We start from the raw sequence: 18,944 nt of genomic DNA, 5'->3' as shown, positions 1-18,944 counted from the left end.
CCACCCATCGAAGGAGAACGGTCCCGTGACCGACGTCGTCCCTGCCGTCCCGACGGCACCCACCGGCTCCCCGGAGCCGGCAGCCCAGGCGCCGCGCAGCCCGCGCCCGGCACCCCCGCAGCCGCCCACGGTCTCGGAGCGCGTGCGCGCGCTGCACGCCCGCATGACGCTCGACGAGAAGCTCGCGCAGCTCGTGGGCTACTGGCTCGACCAGAACGGCACCGTCGCCCCGATGCAGTCGGAGATGACGGCGGGCCAGCAGGACGGCGGCCGCCTCGCCGAGATCACGCGGCACGGCATGGGGCACTACACGCGCGTCTACGGCACGCGGCCCGTCGAGCCCGCGGAGCGCGCCGCGTGGCTGTGGGCGGAGCAGCGCCGCCTGAAGGCCGAGACGCGTCTCGGGATCCCCGCGATCGTGCACGAGGAGTGCCTCACGGGACTCGCCGCGTGGCAGGCCGCGACGTACCCGACGCCGCTCGCGTGGGGCGCGTCGTTCGACCCGGCGCTGGTCGAGGAGATGGCGCGCGAGGTCGGCGAGTCGATGCGCGCGCTCGGCGTGCACCAGGGCCTCGCGCCCGTGCTCGACGTCGTGCGCGACCCCCGCTGGGGGCGGGTCGACGAGTGCGTGGGCGAGGACCCGTACCTCGTGGGCACGGTCGGCACGGCGTACGTGCGCGGCCTCCAGGACGCGGGCGTGCACGCGACGCTCAAGCACTTCGTCGGGTACTCGGGCTCGCGCGCGGGCCGCAACCATGCGCCCGTGAGCGCGGGGCCGCGCGAGCTCGCGGACGTCTACCTCCCGCCGTTCGAGATGGCCGTGCGCGACGGCGGCGCCCGGTCGGTCATGGCGTCGTACGTCGACGTCGACGGCGTGCCGCTGCACGGCAGCACGGAGTACCTCACCGAGATCCTGCGCGAGCGCTGGGGGTTCGACGGCGTCGTGGTCGCCGACTACTTCGGCGTCGCGTTCCTCGAGGTCATGCACCGTGTCGCGGCCGACCGCGGGGAGGCCGCGGCGCAGGCGCTCGAGGCCGGCCTCGACGTCGAGCTGCCCACGGGAGACGCCTACCTCGCGCCGCTCGCGGAACGCGTGCGCTCCGGCGCGCTCGACGAGGCGTGGGTCGACCGCGCCGTCCTGCGCCTCCTCAACCAGAAGGAGGAGCTCGGCCTGCTCGACCCGGCCGCGTACGCCGACGAGCCGCCGACGGCCGTCGACCTCGACACCCCGCGGCAGCGGGCGACCGCGCGCCGCCTCGCGCAGGAGTCGCTCGTGCTCCTCGCGAACGACGGCGTGCTGCCGCTCGTGCGCGGGCACCGCGACAGCGCTGACGGCACGGCGACCGCCCCGCGCCGGGTCGCCGTCGTCGGGCCCAACGCGGACTCGTCCGAGGCGCTCATGGGCTGCTACTCGTTCGTCAACCACGTGCTCGCGCACCACCCCGGCACCCCGGCGGGCATCGCGCTGCCGACCGTCCTGGAGTCGCTGCGCGACGCGCTCGCCCCGGCCGGCGCCGAGGTGACGCACGCCGTCGGCTGCGCGGTCGAGGGCGACGACGTGTCGGGGATCGCCGGGGCTGTGGACGCCGCGCGCGCCGCGGACGTCGCCGTGGTCGTCGTCGGCGACGAGGCGGGCCTGTTCGGGCGCGGCACGGTCGGCGAGGGCAACGACGTCGAGTCGCTCGAGCTCCCGGGCGTGCAGCGGCGGCTCGTCGAGGAGGTCGTCGCCACCGGGACGCCCGTGGTGCTCGTGCTGCTCACCGGCCGCCCGTACGCGATCGGCTGGGCGCTGGGGGACGACGCGGGGACGGGCGGTGCGACGGCCGGTCGCCCGGCCGCCGTCGTGCAGGGCTTCTTCCCCGGCGAGGAGGGCGGACGCGCCGTCGCGGACGTGCTCGTGGGCGCGGTGAACCCGTCGGGCCGCCTGCCCGTGTCGCTGCCCCGCGCGGGCGGCGCGCAGCCCTACTCGTACCTCCACCCGGTGCTCGGTGGGCCGTCCGACGTGACGTCCACCGACCCGACGCCGGTGCGGCCGTTCGGGTTCGGGCTGTCGTACACGCAGTTCGCGTACGCGGACCTCGAGGTCGACACGAGCGTCGCGGCGGGCGGGACGTTCCGCGCCGCGGTCACCGTGACCAACACGGGTGCGGTGGCCGGGACGGACGTCGTGCAGCTCTACGCGCGCGACGTCGTGGGCTCCGTGCCGCGACCCGTCGCGCAGCTCCTCGGGTACGCGCGCGTCGACCTGGGCGCAGGCGAGTCGCGCCGCGTGACCTTCCGCGTCCCGACGACGCGCCTCGCGTTCTCCGACCGTCGCCTCGTGCGCGTGGTCGAGCCGGGCGACGTCGAGGTGTGGGTCGGGGCGCACGCGGGCGCGGTCGACGCCGCGCCCGGCACCGGCGACCTCGGGTCGACGACCGGCGGCGCGATCGTCAACGAGTCCGCGCCGGCCGAGCGCCGAGTCGTCCCCGGCGCGGCGACCGCGCGCGCGACGCTCGCCGTCACAGGGCCGGTGCACGAGGTCACGGCCGCGGACGAGCGGCTCGTCGCGGTCGAGGTCTCCGAGCGGGTCGAGGCGGGGGAGCGCGCATGACCCTCGTCCCGAACCCGATCCTGCCCGGCTGCTTCCCCGACCCGTCGGTCTGCCGCGTCGGCGACGACTTCTACCTCGTCACCTCGACGTTCGAGTACCTGCCCGGCCTGCCCGTGCTGCGCAGCCGTGACCTCGCGACGTGGGAGCACGTCGGGGACGTCGTCGACCGGTCCGGCCAGCTCGACTACGACGGCGTCCGCTCGTCGGGCGGCCTGTACGCGCCGACGCTGCGCCACCACGACGGCACGTTCTGGCTCGTGTGCACGCTCGTGGACCCGGAGGACGACTCCCGCGGCGGCAACTTCGTCATGACCGCGACCGACCCTGCCGGGCCGTGGTCCGACCCGGTGTGGCTGCGCGACGAGGACGGCGAGCGGGTCGCCGGCATCGACCCGTCGATCTTCTTCGACGACGACGGCCGCGCGTGGCTGCACGGGACCCGGCTCGCGGCCGAGCCGGAGTGGTTCCACCAGACCGAGGTCTGGGTGCGCGAGCTCGACCTCGCGACGCTCACGCTCGTCGGCCCGGAGCACGTCGTGTGGACGGGCGCCGTGCGCGGTGCGGTGTGGGCCGAGGGGCCGCACCTGTACAAGGTCGACGGCACGTACTACCTGCTCGCCGCCGAGGGCGGCACGGACTTCCACCACGCGGTGTCCGTCGCGCGGGCCTCCTCGGTCACCGGACCGTACGAGGGCAACAAGGCCAACCCGGTCCTCACGCACCGCCACCTCGGGCGGGGTGTCGACGTCGTCGGCGTGGGCCACGCCGACCTCGTCGAGGCGCCCGACGGCTCGTGGTGGGCCGTGCTGCTCGCCATGCGCGTCTACGGCGGCTACCACTACCCGCTCGGGCGCGAGACGTTCCTCGTCCCCGTCGTGTGGGAGGACGGCTGGCCCGTCCTCGCCCCCGGCGAGGGGCGCGTGCCCGACGCCGTGGAGGTCCCGTTCGCGAGCACGGCGGCCCGGCCGGCGATCCAGGGCGGGGCGAGCGGCGTCGTCGGCCCCGACGACCCGCGCTGGTGCGCGGTGCGGGCCCTGCCCCGGGACGTGGCGACCCCGGCGGGCGAGGGCTGGGACCTGCCCGTGCGCCCGGCGACGCTCGCCGAACGCACCGTGCCGGCCTTCCTCGGGGTGCGCCAGCAGCACCGCGACGTCGACGTGACGGTCACGCTCCGCGTGCCGGAGGTCGCGGGAGAGCAGGCGGGCGTCGTCGTGCGCCAGTCGGAGCGGGACCACGTGCGCCTGCTCGTCGACGGCGGGCCCGGGGACTCGCGGCGCGTCGTGGCCGTGCACCGGCGTGGCGGCACGGACGAGGTGGTCGGGGAGACCACGGCGAGCGCCGCGCCCGGGGAGCCGGTCGTCGTCGGGCTGCGCGTGCGCGGGCAGGACTACGGGCTCGTCGCCGGTCCGGCGAGGGACGAGCCCGGTGGCTCGCTCGAGCTCGTCGCGACGGTGGACGGCCGCACGCTCGACAGCGCCGCGGCGGGCGGTTTCCTCGGGCTCTGGCTCGGGGTGCACGCGACGAGCGAGGGCCGGCCGACGGCGTCCGTCGTGCGCGTGGAGCGGTTCGCCTACGAGCCCGTGGGCTGAGGCGGCCGTCCCGCGTGCGGGACGGTCCGGCGGGGCTACGGTCGGGGCATGTCGAGCGAACGGACGCGCACCGAGGTGGACCTGCTGGGGCCGAAGGAGGTCCCGGCGGACGCCTACTACGGCGTCCACACGGTGCGGGCGATGGAGAACTTCCGGATCTCGGGGACGACGGTGAGCGACGTCCCCGAGATGGTCCGGGGCATGGTCCTGGTCAAGAAGGCGTCGGCGCTCGCGAACCGCGAGCTGCGGACGATCCAGCGCGACGTCGCCGACGCGATCGTCGCCGCGTGCGACCAGATCCTCGACCACGGGCGGTGCCTGGACCAGTTCCCCGTGGACGTGTTCCAGGGCGGCGCGGGCACGAGCGTCAACATGAACACCAACGAGGTCGTGGCCAACCTGGCGCTCGAGCTCGCCGGGTTCGAGAAGGGCCGCTACGACGTCATCAACCCCAACGACCACGTCAACCGCTCGCAGTCGACCAACGACGCCTACCCCACGGGCTTCCGGCTCGCGGTGCACGAGCTCGTCGGTGCTCTCCAGGGCGAGGTCCGGCGGCTCGAGCGCGCGTTCGACGAGAAGGCGTCGGAGTTCGCCGACGTCCTGAAGATGGGCCGCACGCAGCTCCAGGACGCGGTCCCCATGAGCCTCGGCCAGGAGTTCGCGGGGTTCGCGGTGAACGTCGGCGAGGAGATCCGGCGCCTCGAGGTCGCGGGCGAGCTGCTGCTCGAGGTCAACCTCGGCGCGACGGCGATCGGCACCGGGCTCAACACGCCGCCCGGGTACCCGAAGGTCGCGACGCGACGCCTCGCCGAGGTGAGCGGTCTCCCGACGGTCCCGGCCGAGAACCTCGTGGAGGCGACGTACGACAACGGCGCCTACCTCGCGGTGCACTCCGCCCTCAAGCGGCTCGCGGCGAAGCTCTCGAAGATCTGCAACGACCTGCGTCTGCTCTCGTCCGGGCCGCGCGCGGGGCTCGGCGAGATCAACCTGCCCGAGCTCCAGGCCGGGTCGTCGATCATGCCCGCCAAGGTGAACCCGGTGATCCCCGAGGTCGTCAACCAGGTGTGCTTCAAGGTCATGGGCAACGACGTGACGATCACCCACGCGGCCGAGGCGGGCCAGCTCCAGCTCAACGTCATGGAGCCGGGGCTCGCGCAGGCCATGTTCGAGTCGCTGCGCCTGCTCACCAACGCGTGCGTCGCGCTGCGCACCAAGTGCGTCACGGGCATCACGGCGAACGTCGAGGTGTGCCGCCGCCACGTGCTCGACTCGATCGGCATCGTCACGTACCTCAACGAGATCATCGGGCACCGCAACGGCGACCTCGTGGGCGCCGAGGCCGCGCGGACCGGCGCCTCCGTGCGCGACGTCGTCGTGGCGCGCGGCCTGCTGACGCCGGAGGAGGTGGACGCGGTGCTCACGACCGAGAACTTCCTGCGCCCGCGCTACACCGGCCGCTACTACGACCCGGACGAGCGCGGCCTGCCCGAGCGCGGGGACGAGGGCGAGTCGTCGCGCGTCGTCGAGTCCGACGACGCCACGGGCGCACCCCCGGAGCCCGAGGCCTGACGCCGAGATCGACCTGCCCGTCGCCAGATCGACCTCCTGAGGGTCGATCTCGGCCGCTCGGGTCGATCTCGCGGCGGGGAAGCGCGACGACGCCGGGTCACGACCCCGCGAGGGCGCGCACCGCGCGCTCGATGGCGGGGCGCAGGTCGAGGCCGGGGTCGACGGTGAGCCGGTGCAGGAGCAGCCCGTCGCCGAGGGCCATGAGGGCCCGGGTGGCCGGGACGGGGTCGGCGATGCCGACGGCGGCCACGATCCGCTCCGTCCACTGCTCGAACGCGCGGCGCTGCTCCCGCAGAGGCTCGCCGAGCTCGGGGTCGCCGGAGAGCTCGAGGAAGAGGGCGTACCGCGCCCGGGTCCGCGCGGCGAACGGCCCGGACTGCGCCTCGGTCATGGCGCACAGGCCGTCGACGAGCGCGTCGACGCCCGTGATCGCGGGCAGCGCGCCCGGGTCGAAGTCGGCGCGCTCCTGCTCGGCGATCCGGTCGACGACGCCGGCGAGGAGGGCGCGGCGGGTCCGGAACCAGTTCGACGTCGACCCGGGAGGGAGGCCGGCCCGCCGGTCGACCCGCGCGTGGCTCAGGGCGCGCACGCCGTCCGCTCCGAGCACCTCCACGGCCGCGTCCAGCGCTCGTTCTCGGGTACCTGCGGCCATGGACTCCCTCTCTCGGCGGGTCTACTATGAACATAGTAGTCCGGCCGCACGAAGGAGTCGCCATGACTACGCACCAGCCCCGCACCACCCGCCCCGCCGACGCCCGGGCCTGGTCGCCCCCGCTCCCGGACGCACCGGGATTCGACCACCTCGTGGTCGAGACACCCGGCCTGCGCACCCACGTCGCGACCGTCGGCACCGGCGACCCGGTCGTGCTGCTGCACGGCTTCCCCGAGCACTGGTGGCAGTGGCACGAGGTCGCCCCGGTGCTCGCCGCCGCGGGCCACCGCGTCCTGTGCCCGGACCTGCGTGGCGCCGGGTGGACCACCGCGGACGACCCGCGGATCGAGCGCGAGACCCGGCTCCACGACCTGGTCGCCCTGCTCGACGCCCTCGGCGTCGAGCGCGCCGACCTCGTCGCGCACGACATGGGCGTCATCACGGCGATGCAGCTCTGCTACGACCACCCTGAGAGCGTCCGCACCGCCGTGCAGCTCTCCGTCCCGCCGGGCTTCTTCACCTTCAGCCCGCGGCTGCTGCCGGCCTTCCAGCACCTGCCGCCGTTCATCTGGCACCGGCCGGGAGCCTCGCTGCGCGGGACGTTCTCCGCGCGGTACGCCGCCCGGCCGATGTCCGCGGCGACCGTCGACGCGCACCTCGCCCCGTTGCGCCGGCCGGAGGTCGACGCCGCGGTGCGACCGCTCACCCGCCGGATGATCCTGCCCGAGGCGCTGCGGATCATGCGGGGGGCCTACCGGCGTCGGCGGCTCACGGTGCCGACCCTCGTCGTCTACGGCCGGCTCGACCGTCCCACCACCGAGGAGCTCATGGGGCGCATCTGTCGCCGTCCGGAGCGCTACGCCGACCGCATCGAGTTCGCGTGGGTGGAGGGCGCCGCGCACTTCATCACCGACGACGCGCCCGAGGCCGTCGCAGCGCTCGCGCTCGACTGGTTCGACCGGGCCGCGTGACGAGAACTGGCCCTCCGCGCCACCAGATCGACCCGTGCGTCCGAGATCGACCCTCGGGAGGTCGATCTGGCGACGGGCGGGTCGATCTCGCGGTCAGGATCGGACGCGAACCGCTCGGAGGGCGACGCCTGCCGCCAGCACCGCCGCTCCCGCCGCGACGCTCGCGAGCGGGAGCGTGGCGACGAGCGTGACGCACCCCAGCGCGCCCAGCACCTGCAGCGCGCGCGGGTACAGGCGGTGCGGGGCGGTCTGGCGCAGCGCCGACAGGTTCGCCACGAGGTAGTACACGAGCACGCCGAACGACGAGAACCCGATCGCGCCCCGCAGGTCCGTCGTGAGCACGAGCACCACGACGACCGCCCCGACGGCGAGCTCGGCCCGGTGCGGCACCCGGTGCACGGGGTGCACGGCCGCGAACCACCCGGGCAGGTCGCCCGTACGCGCCATCGCGAGCCCCGTGCGGCTCACGCCCGCGAGCAGGGCGAGGAGGGCGCCGGCGCTCGCGGCCACGGCACCGACGCTCACCACCGGGCCGGCCCACGCCCACGACCCGGCCGCGACCGCGTCGGCGAGCGGCGCCGTGGACGCCGCGAGCCCGTCCGGCCCCAGCACCGCGAGCAGGACCACCGCGACGACCGCGTACAGCACGACGACGACCCCGAGCGACACGAGGATCGCGCGCGGGATCGTGCGGCGCGGGTCGCGCACCTCCTCGCCCAGCGTCGCGACGCGCGCGTACCCCGCGAACGCGAAGAACAGCAGCCCGGCGGACTGGAGGACGCCGTACCAGCCGCCGTGCGCCCCGTCGGGGTCGAGCACCGCCGACCAGCGCGGTGCCGTCCCGGCGAGGCTGGCGACGACGGCCGTCGTGATCGCGAGGAGCGCCACCGCGACGATCACCCGGGCGAGGCGTGCCGTCCGCGTCACGCCCCGGTAGCCCACGGCCGTGAGCAGCACGACCGCCGCGGCGGCGACGGGCCGCTCCCACCCGGGTGGCGCGGCGTAGGCCGCGAGCACGAGTGCCATGGCCGCGCAGCTCGCCGTCTTCCCGACGACGAACCCCCACCCGGCGACGTACCCCCACCACGGGCCGAGGTGCTCGCGCCCGTACACGTACGTGCCGCCCGACGTGGGGTGCTGCGCCGCGAGCTGGGCCGACGACGTCGCGTTCGCGTACGCGACGACCGCCGCCAGACCCAGCCCGACGAGCAGCCCCGTGCCCGCGGCGGCGGCCGCCGGGGCGAACGCGGAGAACACGCCCGCGCCGATCATCGACGCGAGCCCGACGACGACGGCGTCCGCCGTGCCGAGGCGTCGCACGAGCGAGGGCTGGCCCGGGGTGGTGGTCACCCGGACAGCGTGCCAGGACAAGGTGTCCGGAAGGTGTCGGTGCGCGTCCCAGGGAGTGGTCGGCGCGCCGTCCGCGAACGGGTACAGTTCCCGCCGGTGTCCCGTTCCCGGTCGTCGTCGACCGGACCCGTCGCACGGGGAGACGGGCTGTCCGCTACGGCGAGGACGGCGGTGCAGGGGTGGTCGGAGGACGGGTGCGTCGCGCAGGGCGGACGTTGCGTGCCGGGTCGGGGGTCGCGCTCGTGTGCGCCGTCGTCCTCGGCGCGCCGACGGCCGCGTTCGCGGCCACGGACGACGGGTTGTCGGAGACCTCACGTACACGGTACGAGGTCGACGGCTCGGGCCCCGTCCGCGTGATGGTCACGACGACGATCCGCAACGAGCAGCCGGCCAGCGCACAGTACGTCTACTACTGGGACGCGTACGGGATCCCTGTCCCGGCGGGCGCGACCGACGTCACCGCCACGAGCGGCGGGGTCACGCTCCCGGTCACCCTCGAGCCCACCGAGGACCCGTCGACCCGCATCGCCGGGGTGTCGTTCTCCCCGCTGAACTACGGTCGCGAGCGGACCGTCGAGTGGTCCTACACGATCCCGGGCGAGCCGATCCGCTCGGAGGGGTACACGCGCGTCGGGCCCGGCTACGCGACGTTCGCCGTGAACGCGGCGGGCGACCCGGGGCAGGTCACCGTCGAGATCGCCACCCCGACGTCGATGGACTTCGACAGCACGTGGGACGGATTCGAGCCGATCCTCGAGGGGGAGACCCGCACCCACCGCGCGACCGAGAGCACGGACGACTACGGCACCTGGGCCTTCGTCTCGCTGCGCGACCCCGCGCAGGCCGACGAGACGAGCGTCGACGTCGGCGGCAACGAGCTCGTGCTGGAGAGCTTCCCGGGCGACACCGAGTGGAGCGGCTTCGTCGAGGAGCAGGTGGTGGCCGGCATGCCCGCCCTGGAACGCGCGGTGGGGATGCCGTGGCCGGGCAGCCTGGAGCGGATCCGCGAGGACGTGTCGCCCGGGGTGCTTGGGTACGCATGGTTCGACTCGGCCTCCTGGGAGGTCGTCATCCCGGAGGACCTCGACGCCGGGCTCCTGTTCCACGAGCTCTCGCACGCGTGGCTCGCCGGCGACCGGTTCGCGGACCGGTGGGTGTACGAGGGGCTGGCCGAGGTGGTGGGGCAGCGCGTGGCCGCCGAGACCGGGGGCCCGGCGGAGCAGCGGCCCGCGCCCGCGCGCGACGCGGCGGACGCCGTCCCGCTCGTCGCCTGGGACGAGGTCGACCTCGACGACGGCGCGGGCGCCGCCGAGGAGTACGCCTACGCCGCGGCCTGGACCGCGATGTCGGAGCTCGTCGGGGGTCTGGACGACGACGCCCTCGGACCGTTGGTCGCGGCGGCGTACGAGGGCGAGAGCGCCTACGACGCGCCCGGCACCCTCGACCACCCGGGCCTGACGGACGGCCGTCGTCTCCTCGACCTCGTGGAGGTCCGCGGCGGCGTGGCCGGTGCCGAGGCGACGTACCGGACCTGGGTCGCCGACGCGGACGAGACCGCCCTGCTCGACGCGCGGGCCCCGGCCCGCGAGGCGTACGCCGCGCTCGACGCGGCGGACGGCGCGTGGTTGCCGCCCGCCGGCCTGCGCGCCGCGATGACGGACTGGGCGTTCGAGGACGCCGAGGCGGCCCGCACCGCGATCGGTCCCGACGCCGCCGCGGCCGCCGGGCAGGTGCAGGAGGCCGCCCGGGCCGCGGGGCTGCCGGACCCGGCCGCCGTGCGCGAGCAGTACGAGGGCGCCCGGAGCGCCGAGGAGTACGCGGCGCTCGCGACCACGCTGCCGCGCGCGGTCGAGGTCGTCGGGTCCGTCGGCGACGCGGTCGCCGCCGCCGCGGCCGGCGGCCCGCTCGCGGACCTCGGGCAGCTGCTCCTGGACGTCGACGGCTCCGCGGCGGACGCCCGCGCCGCGCTCGACGACGGCCGGCTGGACGACGCTGCGGCCGCGGCCGGCGACGCGTCGTCCCGGGCCGCTGCCGCGCCCTGGCTCGGGACCGGCAGCGTCCTCCTCGTCGTCGTGGCGCTCGCCGGCGTGGTGGTGCTGCTCGTCCGGCGCCGCGCACGACGTCGCGCGCGGCCCGAAGGCGAGCCCGCCGTCGACGGAGACCGGCCGGACGGCTCGACGCCCACCGACGACGCGACGCCCGCTGAGGGCGTCGCGCCCGCTGAGGACGGAGCGCCCGGGGACGACGAGCGGGCGCCGGGCGCGGAGCCGTCCGCGGAGGACGGGTCGAACCCCGGCGAGGAGCCATCCGTCGACGAGGAGCCGGAGCCGGTGAAGGCGTAGCCCTCAGGGCCGCGAGACGGGAGAAGTGGCCCCCCGGGACACGCACCGAGGGGCCACTTCTCACGTCTCGTCCGAGGACGGTGCGGCTACGGCATGCCGGCCAGGTGGGTGTCCACCGAGCGCGCGAACGCGTACCCGTTGCTCGCGTCCCAGTTGATGGACCAGGTCATCGCCCCGCGGATGTCGGGCCAGCGCGCGGGCGGCACGAAGCTCCCGCAGCGGGTGCCCGCGGCGAGGCAGCTCAGGGCGTCGTTCACGACCGACGGGTTCACGTACCCGCCGCCCGCCGCCTGGGTGGTCGCCGGCAGGCCGAGCGCGACCTGGTCCGGCCGCAGCTCGCTCTGGAGCTGGATGCATGACAGCGCGGTGAGGAAGTTCACCGTGCCCTGCCCGTACGCCTGCATCTGGTCGCAGCCGAGCATCGTGCCGGAGTTGTAGTACTGCGTGTGGACGATCGTGAGGATGTCCTTGATGTCGAGCGCGAGCCGGAAGTACGAGCTGCCCGTCGACTGCATGTCGATGGTCTGCGGCGCCATCGTGATGATGAGGTCCGGCCCGACGGCCGCCCGGACCTGGCGCAGCGCCTGCGCCATGTACGTCGGGTTGACCCCGTTCTCCAGGTCGATGTCGACGCCGTCGAACCCGTACGAGTCGATGAGCCCGATCACGCTGGTCGCGAAGGCCGACGCCGCGGCGGGGCTGCCGACCGACACCGTGCCCTTCTCGCCGCCCACGGACAGGATCACGTGCTGGCCCCGCGAGTGCAGCGTCGCGACGTCGGCCCGGAGCTGGTCGTTCGTGTAGCCGCCCAGCGCGGTGGACAGGCCGGGGTCGACGCCGAACGTGACGGCACCGGGCGTGCTCGGGACGGCGTCCGCGAACGCGACCGCGACCAGGTCGTACGACGTCGGGACGGCCGACAGTCGCAGCGGCGTGGCCCCGTTGACGAAGTTCTGCCAGTACCCCGTGAGCAGGTGCTTCGGCAGCGCGCCGGTCTGGCAGCCGCTCGTGGAGCCCGTGACGGTGGCCGGCGGGGACTCGCCCGTCGCGTTGTAGGCACGCACCGTGTAGGTGTGGCTCGAGCAGGCCGCGAGCCCGGTCAGCGTCGCGCTCGTCCCGGTGACGGTCGCCCGCAGGGCTGTGCCCTCGTAGACGCGGTAGCCGGTGACGGTCCCCGTCGAGGCGGTCCAGGCGAGGCCGAGCGAGGTGTCGGCGGTCGTCGCGACGCGCAGGGCGGTGGGCGCGCCGGGGACGCCCGTCCCGCACCCGGCCGTCGTGAGCGAGACGCTCCCGGAGCGAGGTGACTCGCCCGCGGTGTTGTACGCCGCCACGGAGTAGGTGTGCGGGGTGCACGCGGCGAGCCCGGAGACGGTGGCCGACGTGCCCGTGGACGTCGCCACGACCGTGCTGCCCTCGTAGACGCGGTAGCCCGTCACCGTCCCGGACGACGCGCCCCACGAGAGGGCCGCCGACGTCGAGGTCACCGCCCCGGCGACGGGAGTGCCCGGCGCGCCCGGGACGACGGGCGGCGGGCCGCCCGCGCCCTGGAGCGAGACGTCGTCCGCCTGGTAGACGCCGGTGCCGTACCAGCCGTGGAGGTAGACCTGCGTGGTGCTGCTCGCGGCGGTGAACGTCACCGTGAGGCGGGTCCAGTCCGTCGCGCTCGGGGTCCAGGTCGAGGTGCCGCCGTCGACCCCCAGGTAGACGTAGCTGCCGCGCACCCAGGCGGAGAGGGTGTACGGGGTGCCGGCGACGGTCGGGACGGACTGCGTGCAGCGCGCGTTGTCGAGACCCGCGGGGGTCCCCTGCAGCGCCTTGGTCCCCGTCCGCACGGGGGTGGAGACGACGGCTCCGGACGATCCCGAGCAGGTCCAGGGGCTGAGCGTGCCCGACTCGAAGCCTCCGTCGACCAGCACCTCCTCGGCGGAGGCGGGGGCGGCGGTCAGGGTGAGGCTGGAGACGAGGGCTACGGCCAGTGCCGCGGCGGCGGTGCGAAGTCTGTTCATGTCTGCTCCGTTGCAGGTCGAATCAAACTCTCAGGGAACTTAACGATGCACTCCTCATGAACCCGTACCGGCGGCGGTTCGTCAAGGGCGGCGCGCGGTGGGGCGTCGAGACCTGGGGGACAATGGGTGGCAGCACTGCCTGCCAAGACGAGGAGTACTCCGTGCCCCAGGGAACTGTCCGATGGTTCGACGCCGACCGAGGGTTCGGCTTCATCGACCTCGGGAACGACGCGGAGGACCTGTTCGTCCACGCGTCCGAGATCGTCGGCGACGACGGGCCGAAGCAGCTCCGCGAGGGGCAGGTCGTCGAGTTCGAGGTGGGCGAGGGCGACCGCGGCCCGCAGGCGCGCAGCGTCCGTGTCACGGGCGACCGGGCTGCCGACGCGCCCTTGGGCAGGCTCGGCACCGTCGCCTGGTACGAGCCGACCAAGGGGTACGGCTTCGTCACGCCCGACGGCGACAGCGCCCAGATCTTCCTGCACAGCTCGGCCATCGTCGGGGGCGGCGTGGTCTCCGAGGGCCAGCGGGTCGCGTTCCTCGTCGTCGAGGGGGAGAAGGGTCCGCAGGCGGACCACCTGCTGCCGCTCGGGGCGGAGGCCGCGCGTCCGGCGTCCGACGGCGCGGACGGCACGGTGTCCTGGTACGACGACGTCAAGGGCTTCGGCTTCGTCGTCCCCGACGGCGGCGGCGACGACGTCTTCGTCCACGTCAGCGCGCTCGGCCGCGGGCTGTCCGAGCTCGCCGAGGGGGCGCGCGTGACCTACGACGTCGTCGCGGGCGACAAGGGGCCGAACGCTCGCAACGTGCAGCTCGTCCGCGGCTCGGGGGGTGCGCGGCCGGGAGCGGACCGCGGTCGTCCGGGCCGTCCGGCGGGCGCGGGCCGTCCCGCGTCGGGAAAGCCCGCGCGCGCAGGGGAGGGCACCGTCGCGCGCTACGACGAGGACCGTGGCTTCGGCTTCATCACGCCCGACGCCGGGGGCGAGGACCTGTTCGTGCACGTCTCCGTCCTGCGGGACGAGTCGTTCCTCGAGGAGGGCGACCGGGTCCGGTTCAGGATCCGCCAGAGCGACCGCGGGCCGCAGGCAGACGACGTCGAGCTGATCTGAGCCGGAGGCGGGGCAGACACCGTCAGGGTCGCGTCGCGGAGCTGTCCGTGGCCCGGCACGCGAGGGAGAAGCCCTCGATGGTGGTCACGCGGGCGCCGCAGACCGGCCTTGTGGTGCCGTCAGCCGGGTCGTCGATGCTCGACGCTCTCGTGATGTGGGCCGACGACGGACCGACGCCTTGCGGCCCACGCCGCTACTGCCGCCAGGATCGCCGTCGCCAGCTGAGCGAGAGCGAGCACCGGCGCGTCCCATGCCCAGGAGAGCAGTGCGTTCGCACCGAAGATCGCGGCGACGGTCAGCCAGAATGCTGGCGACGTACTCATGTCGAGCACCGGCCCGCGAACGACCAGTCTCCGAAGAGGTAACCGCACGTGGCACCGAGGTCTTCGAGCTCCGACCCCTCCGGCTCGACGAAGTAGAGGATGTCGCACGCGGCGTAGACGGTGTCCGTGCAGTCCTGCGCGAGCACCTGCTCCAGCACCGCGCACGAGTCCAGGTCGCCGTTGCCGCACGCGTCCGCGACAGCTTGACGCTCGAGGTCGGCGGACACGTACCACGCGGTGAACGGGTCGTCGACGGAGGTCGTGTCGGTGCTCGCCGCACCGTTCAGATCCCCCAGCGCGATGATGATCGGGACGCTCGTCGGCTCGGTCGGCGTCGGCGTCGGCTCGGTCGGCGTCGGAGCTGTCGGTTCGTCGGTCGATTCCTCTGCGATCGACGTGCTCGGGCCGGGCGGCGACGGTTCGTCGCTCGTCTTCTGCGTGGCGTAGACGCCGTACACCCCGCCGACGGCCGTGATGATGGCCGCGACGGCGGTGAGCACGCCGGGCATCGTCGTGAAGAACCCGTTCCTCGGGGGTTGCCGTCCCTCCATGGTCATGGCTGACCACCGCCTCGTCTGGTCTCGTTCGCGCCGCTGGACGACACGGCTCACAGGGACGGAGCGTCCGGCGGCACCCGTGATACGACGACAGCCCGGCGGAGATGGAGGTTTGTCGGTTCGCGCCGGATGTGGCGGACTGCTGGGCCCCGCGACCTGGGCTTTCGCGACGAGGTGGCAGAGGCGCGTTCTCACTCAGGTGGCGGGTTCTCCGCGCGCGCGTCCCACGCGGCGCGCGCTGCCCTCGTGACGCTCTCCGACACGTCCGGGATCCACCGTGTCCGGTCCCTCGCTCGCGTCTCTGCGCGTCCACGAGGACACCAATGCTCTTGCGGCGGCTCTCTGAGATGGGGGAGGAGCGTTGGGTCCAGCACGCAGGTCAGAGTGCGTTCGAGAAGTGCGATCACCGCGGCTCTGGTCTCGCCGGCGAAGCGAGGATGGGCAGCGAGGGAGGCGACGACGGAGTCCCGCATGCGCTCCAGCGTGGGGGTGGACCGGCAGGCGTGTGCAAGGCGAGCAGGGAGGGCGCGAGCCTGTGGATCCGACCAGCGCGGCGTCGCGGTCGGTGGGTCGTGACGTGGGGTCAGGCGGCATTGCCAGCCACCGTGTCGGCGACGGTGCCGGAGAACCGCCAAGGTCGTCGTGGCATCGGATCAGAGTCCGAGCGCGGGAATAGGCCACCTTCGGTGAAGGTTGAGCGAGAAGGACTCAAGTTTGAGCGCCAGGACTTGCACGAGCGGGGACCGGGTGCCTACCTTGAGTGAAGCAGACTCAACCCGGTGTGTCCGGGCGCGCGTGCGCCGTCGGGCACCCCATCCACAACGGAGGCAGCACACATGGCACGAGCAGTCGGGATCGACCTCGGCACCACCAACTCGGTGGTCGCCGTCCTCGAGGGCGGAGAGCCCACCGTCATCGCGAACGCCGAGGGGTCGCGCACGACGCCGTCGGTGGTCGCCTTCTCCAAGACCGGCGAGGTCCTCGTCGGCGAGGTCGCCAAGCGTCAGGCGGTCACGAACGTCGACCGCACCATCAGCTCGGTGAAGCGCCACATGGGCACCGACTGGTCGGTGGAGATCGACGACAAGAAGTACACCGCGCAGGAGATCTCCGCGCGCATCCTGGGCAAGCTCAAGCGCGACGCCGAGGAGTACCTGGGCGAGCCCGTCACCGACGCGGTCGTCACCGTCCCGGCGTACTTCAACGACGCCGAGCGCCAGGCGACCAAGGACGCCGGGCAGATCGCGGGCCTCAACGTGACGCGCATCGTCAACGAGCCCACCGCGGCCGCGCTCGCGTACGGCCTGGAGAAGGGCAAGGAGGACGAGCTCATCCTCGTCTTCGACCTGGGCGGCGGCACGTTCGACGTCTCGCTCCTCGAGGTCGGCAAGGACGAGGACGACTTCTCCACGATCCAGGTCCGCGCGACCTCGGGCGACAACCGCCTGGGTGGCGACGACTGGGACCAGCGGATCGTCGAGCACCTCATCAAGCAGGTGAAGAACAGCTCGGGCGTCGACCTGTCGAAGGACAAGATCGCGCTCCAGCGCCTGCGCGAGGCCGCCGAGCAGGCGAAGAAGGAGCTCTCGTCCGCGACGAGCACCACCATCTCGATGCAGTACCTCTCGATGAGCGAGAACGGCCCCATCCACCTGGACGAGAAGCTCACGCGCGCCCAGTTCCAGCAGATGACGCAGGACCTGCTCGACCGGACGAAGGCTCCGTTCCACAAGGTCATCTCCGACGCGGGCGTCTCCGTCTCCGACATCGACCACGTCGTGCTCGTGGGTGGCTCCACCCGCATGCCGGCCGTGACCGACGTCGTCAAGGAGCTCACGGGCGGCAAGGAGCCCAACAAGGGCGTCAACCCGGACGAGGTCGTCGCCGTCGGCGCGGCCCTCCAGGCCGGCGTCATCTCCGGTGACCGCAAGGACGTCCTGCTCATCGACGTGACCCCGCTGTCCCTCGGCATCGAGACCAAGGGCGGCGTGATGACCAAGCTCATCGAGCGCAACACGGCCATCCCGACCAAGCGCAGCGAGATCTTCTCGACGGCCGAGGACAACCAGCCGTCGGTGCTCATCCAGGTGTTCCAGGGCGAGCGCGAGTTCGCGCGCGACAACAAGCCGCTCGGCACGTTCGAGCTCACCGGCATCGCGCCGGCCCCGCGCGGCGTGCCGCAGATCGAGGTCACCTTCGACATCGACGCGAACGGCATCGTCCACGTCGGTGCCAAGGACCGCGGCACCGGCAAGGAGCAGAAGATGACCATCACGGGCGGCTCGGCGCTGCCCAAGGAGGACATCGACCGCATGGTCAAGGAGGCCGAGGAGCACGCGGCCGAGGACAAGAAGCGTCGCGAGGAGGCGGAGACCCGCAACCAGGCCGAGGCGTTCGTGTACTCGACCGAGAAGCTCGTCTCCGAGAACAAGGAGAAGCTCCCGGCCGATGTCGTCACCGAGGTCGAGGCCGACATCGCGTCGGTCAAGTCCGCGCTCGAGGGCGAGGACGCCGACGCCGTGAAGACCGCGCACGAGAAGCTCGTCGCGTCCTCGCAGAAGATCGGCCAGGCGCTCTACGCCTCCGCCGAGCAGGAGCAGGCCGCCGGCAACCCCGGCGCCGCGCAGGACGACGCCACCGCCGCTGCGGGTGCGACGTCGGCTCCGGACGAGGACGTCGTCGACGCCGAGATCGTGGACGACGAGGACGACAAGAAGTGACGTCCCCCGAGGACCGGGGCCCCGAGGAGCAGGCCGGGCGCGAGCCCGGCCAGGGCCCCGAGGACAAGCCGTTCCAGTTCACCGACAAGCGCAAGGTCGACCCGGAGACCGCCCAGCCCCGCCCCTCGGGCGAGGCCGCGGCCGGGTCGGCCGGTGACGACGCGGAGACGGACCCGCTCGCGGGCCTCGACTTCGAGCCGTCGGACGAGGCCGAGGTCGACGCGGCCGTCCTGGCCGCGAAGGCCGAGGCGGCCGAGCACCTCGACGCGCTCCAGCGCGAGCGGGCCAGCTTCACGAACTACCGCAACCGGTCGCTGCGCGACCAGGAGGCCGCGCGCACGAAGGGGATCGAGGACGTGCTCACCGCGCTCCTCCCGGTCCTCGACGACATCGACCGCGCGCGGCAGCACGGCGAGCTGACGGGGCCGTTCGCGGCGATCTCCGACAAGCTCGACGCGTCGCTCGAGAAGTTCGGGATCGAGCGCTACGGCGCGGTCGGGGACGAGTTCGACCCCACCGTCCACGAGGCGCTCATGCACCAGCCCGACCCCGAGGCCACCGTCACCACGGTGAACCTCGTCATCGAGCCGGGTTACCGGATCGGGGACCGGGTCGTGCGCGCCGCGCGCGTCTCGGTCGTCGGCCCCCAGTAGGGCGGACCACCGAGCCCTCACGTGCCCCGACGGCGCGGGCGCACCTCCTGCGCGGAGGTGCGCTCCGCCGTCGGGCACGCGAGGATCACCAGCAGCAGACCGACAGACAGCAGCGACGACACGAAGGACCAGGACCACGACCACCGACAGGAGGGAGGCGCCGTGACCGGACAGGACTGGATGGAGAAGGACTTCTACGCCGCGCTCGGCGTCCCCAAGGACGCTGACGACGCCGCGATCAAGAAGGCCTACCGCAAGCTCGCGCGCAAGTACCACCCCGACCAGAACCAGGGTGACGCGAGCGCCGAGGCGAAGTTCAAGGAGATCGGCGAGGCGTACGCCGTGCTGTCGGACCCCAAGGAGCGCGAGCAGTACGACGCGATCCGGGCGATGGCGGGCGGGGGCGCGCGCTTCTCCGCGGGCCCCGGCGGTGCCGGGGGGGCGGGCTTCGAGGACGTGTTCGGCGGCATGTTCGGCGGCGGGGGTCCAGGGGCGGCGGGGGTCCAGGGG

The 18,944-nt window shown here is 73.8% G+C and carries 13 protein-coding genes; 9 read left to right on the top strand and 4 right to left on the bottom strand.

Annotated features, from left to right (window positions below; genetic code table 11):
• Positions 1 to 25: 25 nt before the first annotated feature.
• From A0J59_RS07215 to aspA, 3 genes are read left to right on the top strand one after another with little or no spacing between them, the layout of a single operon-like run.
• The gene (locus A0J59_RS07215) at positions 26 to 2,593 is read left to right on the top strand and encodes a beta-glucosidase (RefSeq protein WP_369799757.1); all 2,568 of its coding nucleotides are present in this window, start codon (positions 26 to 28) and stop codon (positions 2,591 to 2,593) included.
• Positions 2,590 to 4,182, top strand: a complete 1,593-nt coding sequence (locus A0J59_RS07210; RefSeq protein ID WP_064315695.1) for a glycoside hydrolase family 43 protein — start codon at positions 2,590 to 2,592, stop codon at positions 4,180 to 4,182. Before A0J59_RS07215 ends, A0J59_RS07210 begins: the two co-directional genes overlap by 4 nt.
• A 48-nt stretch (positions 4,183 to 4,230) precedes the next feature.
• A complete protein-coding gene (gene aspA, locus A0J59_RS07205) occupies positions 4,231 to 5,754 on the top strand; it encodes an aspartate ammonia-lyase (protein WP_082918819.1) in 1,524 nt (507 codons plus the stop codon).
• Positions 5,755 to 5,851: 97 nt separating this feature from the next.
• Here the strand turns inward: aspA and A0J59_RS07200 are convergent, their stop codons facing one another.
• Positions 5,852 to 6,406, bottom strand: coding sequence for a TetR/AcrR family transcriptional regulator (locus A0J59_RS07200; RefSeq protein WP_064315694.1), 555 nt, complete (start codon positions 6,404 to 6,406; stop codon positions 5,852 to 5,854).
• A 62-nt stretch (positions 6,407 to 6,468) separates the two neighbouring features.
• Here A0J59_RS07200 and A0J59_RS07195 point away from each other — a divergent pair, with 62 nt between their 5' ends.
• The gene (locus tag A0J59_RS07195) at positions 6,469 to 7,377 is read left to right on the top strand and encodes an alpha/beta fold hydrolase (protein ID WP_064315693.1); all 909 of its coding nucleotides are present in this window, start codon (positions 6,469 to 6,471) and stop codon (positions 7,375 to 7,377) included.
• Between the two features lie 93 nt (positions 7,378 to 7,470).
• Here the strand turns inward: A0J59_RS07195 and A0J59_RS07190 are convergent, their stop codons facing one another.
• Positions 7,471 to 8,649: an APC family permease gene (locus A0J59_RS07190; RefSeq protein WP_156532880.1), complete on the bottom strand. Its 1,179-nt coding sequence runs from the start codon at positions 8,647 to 8,649 to the stop codon at positions 7,471 to 7,473.
• A gap of 272 nt (positions 8,650 to 8,921) precedes the next feature.
• On the opposite strand from A0J59_RS07190, the gene A0J59_RS07185 reads away from it, so the two are divergent.
• Positions 8,922 to 11,069, top strand: coding sequence for a hypothetical protein (locus A0J59_RS07185; protein WP_156532873.1), 2,148 nt, complete (start codon positions 8,922 to 8,924; stop codon positions 11,067 to 11,069).
• A gap of 86 nt (positions 11,070 to 11,155) precedes the next feature.
• Here A0J59_RS07185 and A0J59_RS07180 read toward each other — a convergent pair whose 3' ends face one another.
• Entirely contained in the window at positions 11,156 to 13,075 is a 1,920-nt protein-coding gene (locus A0J59_RS07180; RefSeq protein ID WP_064315690.1) for a glycoside hydrolase family 18 protein, read from the bottom strand.
• A gap of 161 nt (positions 13,076 to 13,236) precedes the next feature.
• On the opposite strand from A0J59_RS07180, the gene A0J59_RS07175 reads away from it, so the two are divergent.
• Entirely contained in the window at positions 13,237 to 14,181 is a 945-nt protein-coding gene (locus A0J59_RS07175; RefSeq protein WP_064315689.1) for a cold-shock protein, read from the top strand.
• A 319-nt stretch (positions 14,182 to 14,500) separates the two neighbouring features.
• On the opposite strand, the gene A0J59_RS07170 is transcribed toward A0J59_RS07175, so the two are convergent.
• Positions 14,501 to 15,061: a hypothetical protein gene (locus tag A0J59_RS07170; protein WP_064315688.1), complete on the bottom strand. Its 561-nt coding sequence runs from the start codon at positions 15,059 to 15,061 to the stop codon at positions 14,501 to 14,503.
• 836 nt (positions 15,062 to 15,897) lie between these two features.
• Between A0J59_RS07170 and dnaK the strand changes: the two genes are divergently transcribed.
• The 3 genes from dnaK to A0J59_RS07155 all read left to right on the top strand — a co-directional run.
• Entirely contained in the window at positions 15,898 to 17,781 is a 1,884-nt protein-coding gene (gene dnaK / locus A0J59_RS07165) for a molecular chaperone DnaK (protein ID WP_047234439.1), read from the top strand.
• Entirely contained in the window at positions 17,778 to 18,434 is a 657-nt protein-coding gene (grpE, locus tag A0J59_RS07160; protein WP_047234440.1) for a nucleotide exchange factor GrpE, read from the top strand. Before dnaK ends, grpE begins: the two co-directional genes overlap by 4 nt.
• A gap of 162 nt (positions 18,435 to 18,596) precedes the next feature.
• Positions 18,597 to 18,944 (top strand): DnaJ domain-containing protein (locus tag A0J59_RS07155; RefSeq protein ID WP_156532871.1); only part of this gene is annotated, 348 nt, incomplete at its 3' end.

The sequence above is a fragment of the Cellulosimicrobium sp. I38E genome, from assembly GCF_001647255.1.
In the GTDB taxonomy this organism is placed as follows: Bacteria; Actinomycetota; Actinomycetes; order Actinomycetales; family Cellulomonadaceae; genus Cellulosimicrobium; species Cellulosimicrobium cellulans_E.
Note: the sequence above shows the minus strand (reverse complement) of the source record. Positions and strands in the feature narration are given on the sequence as shown.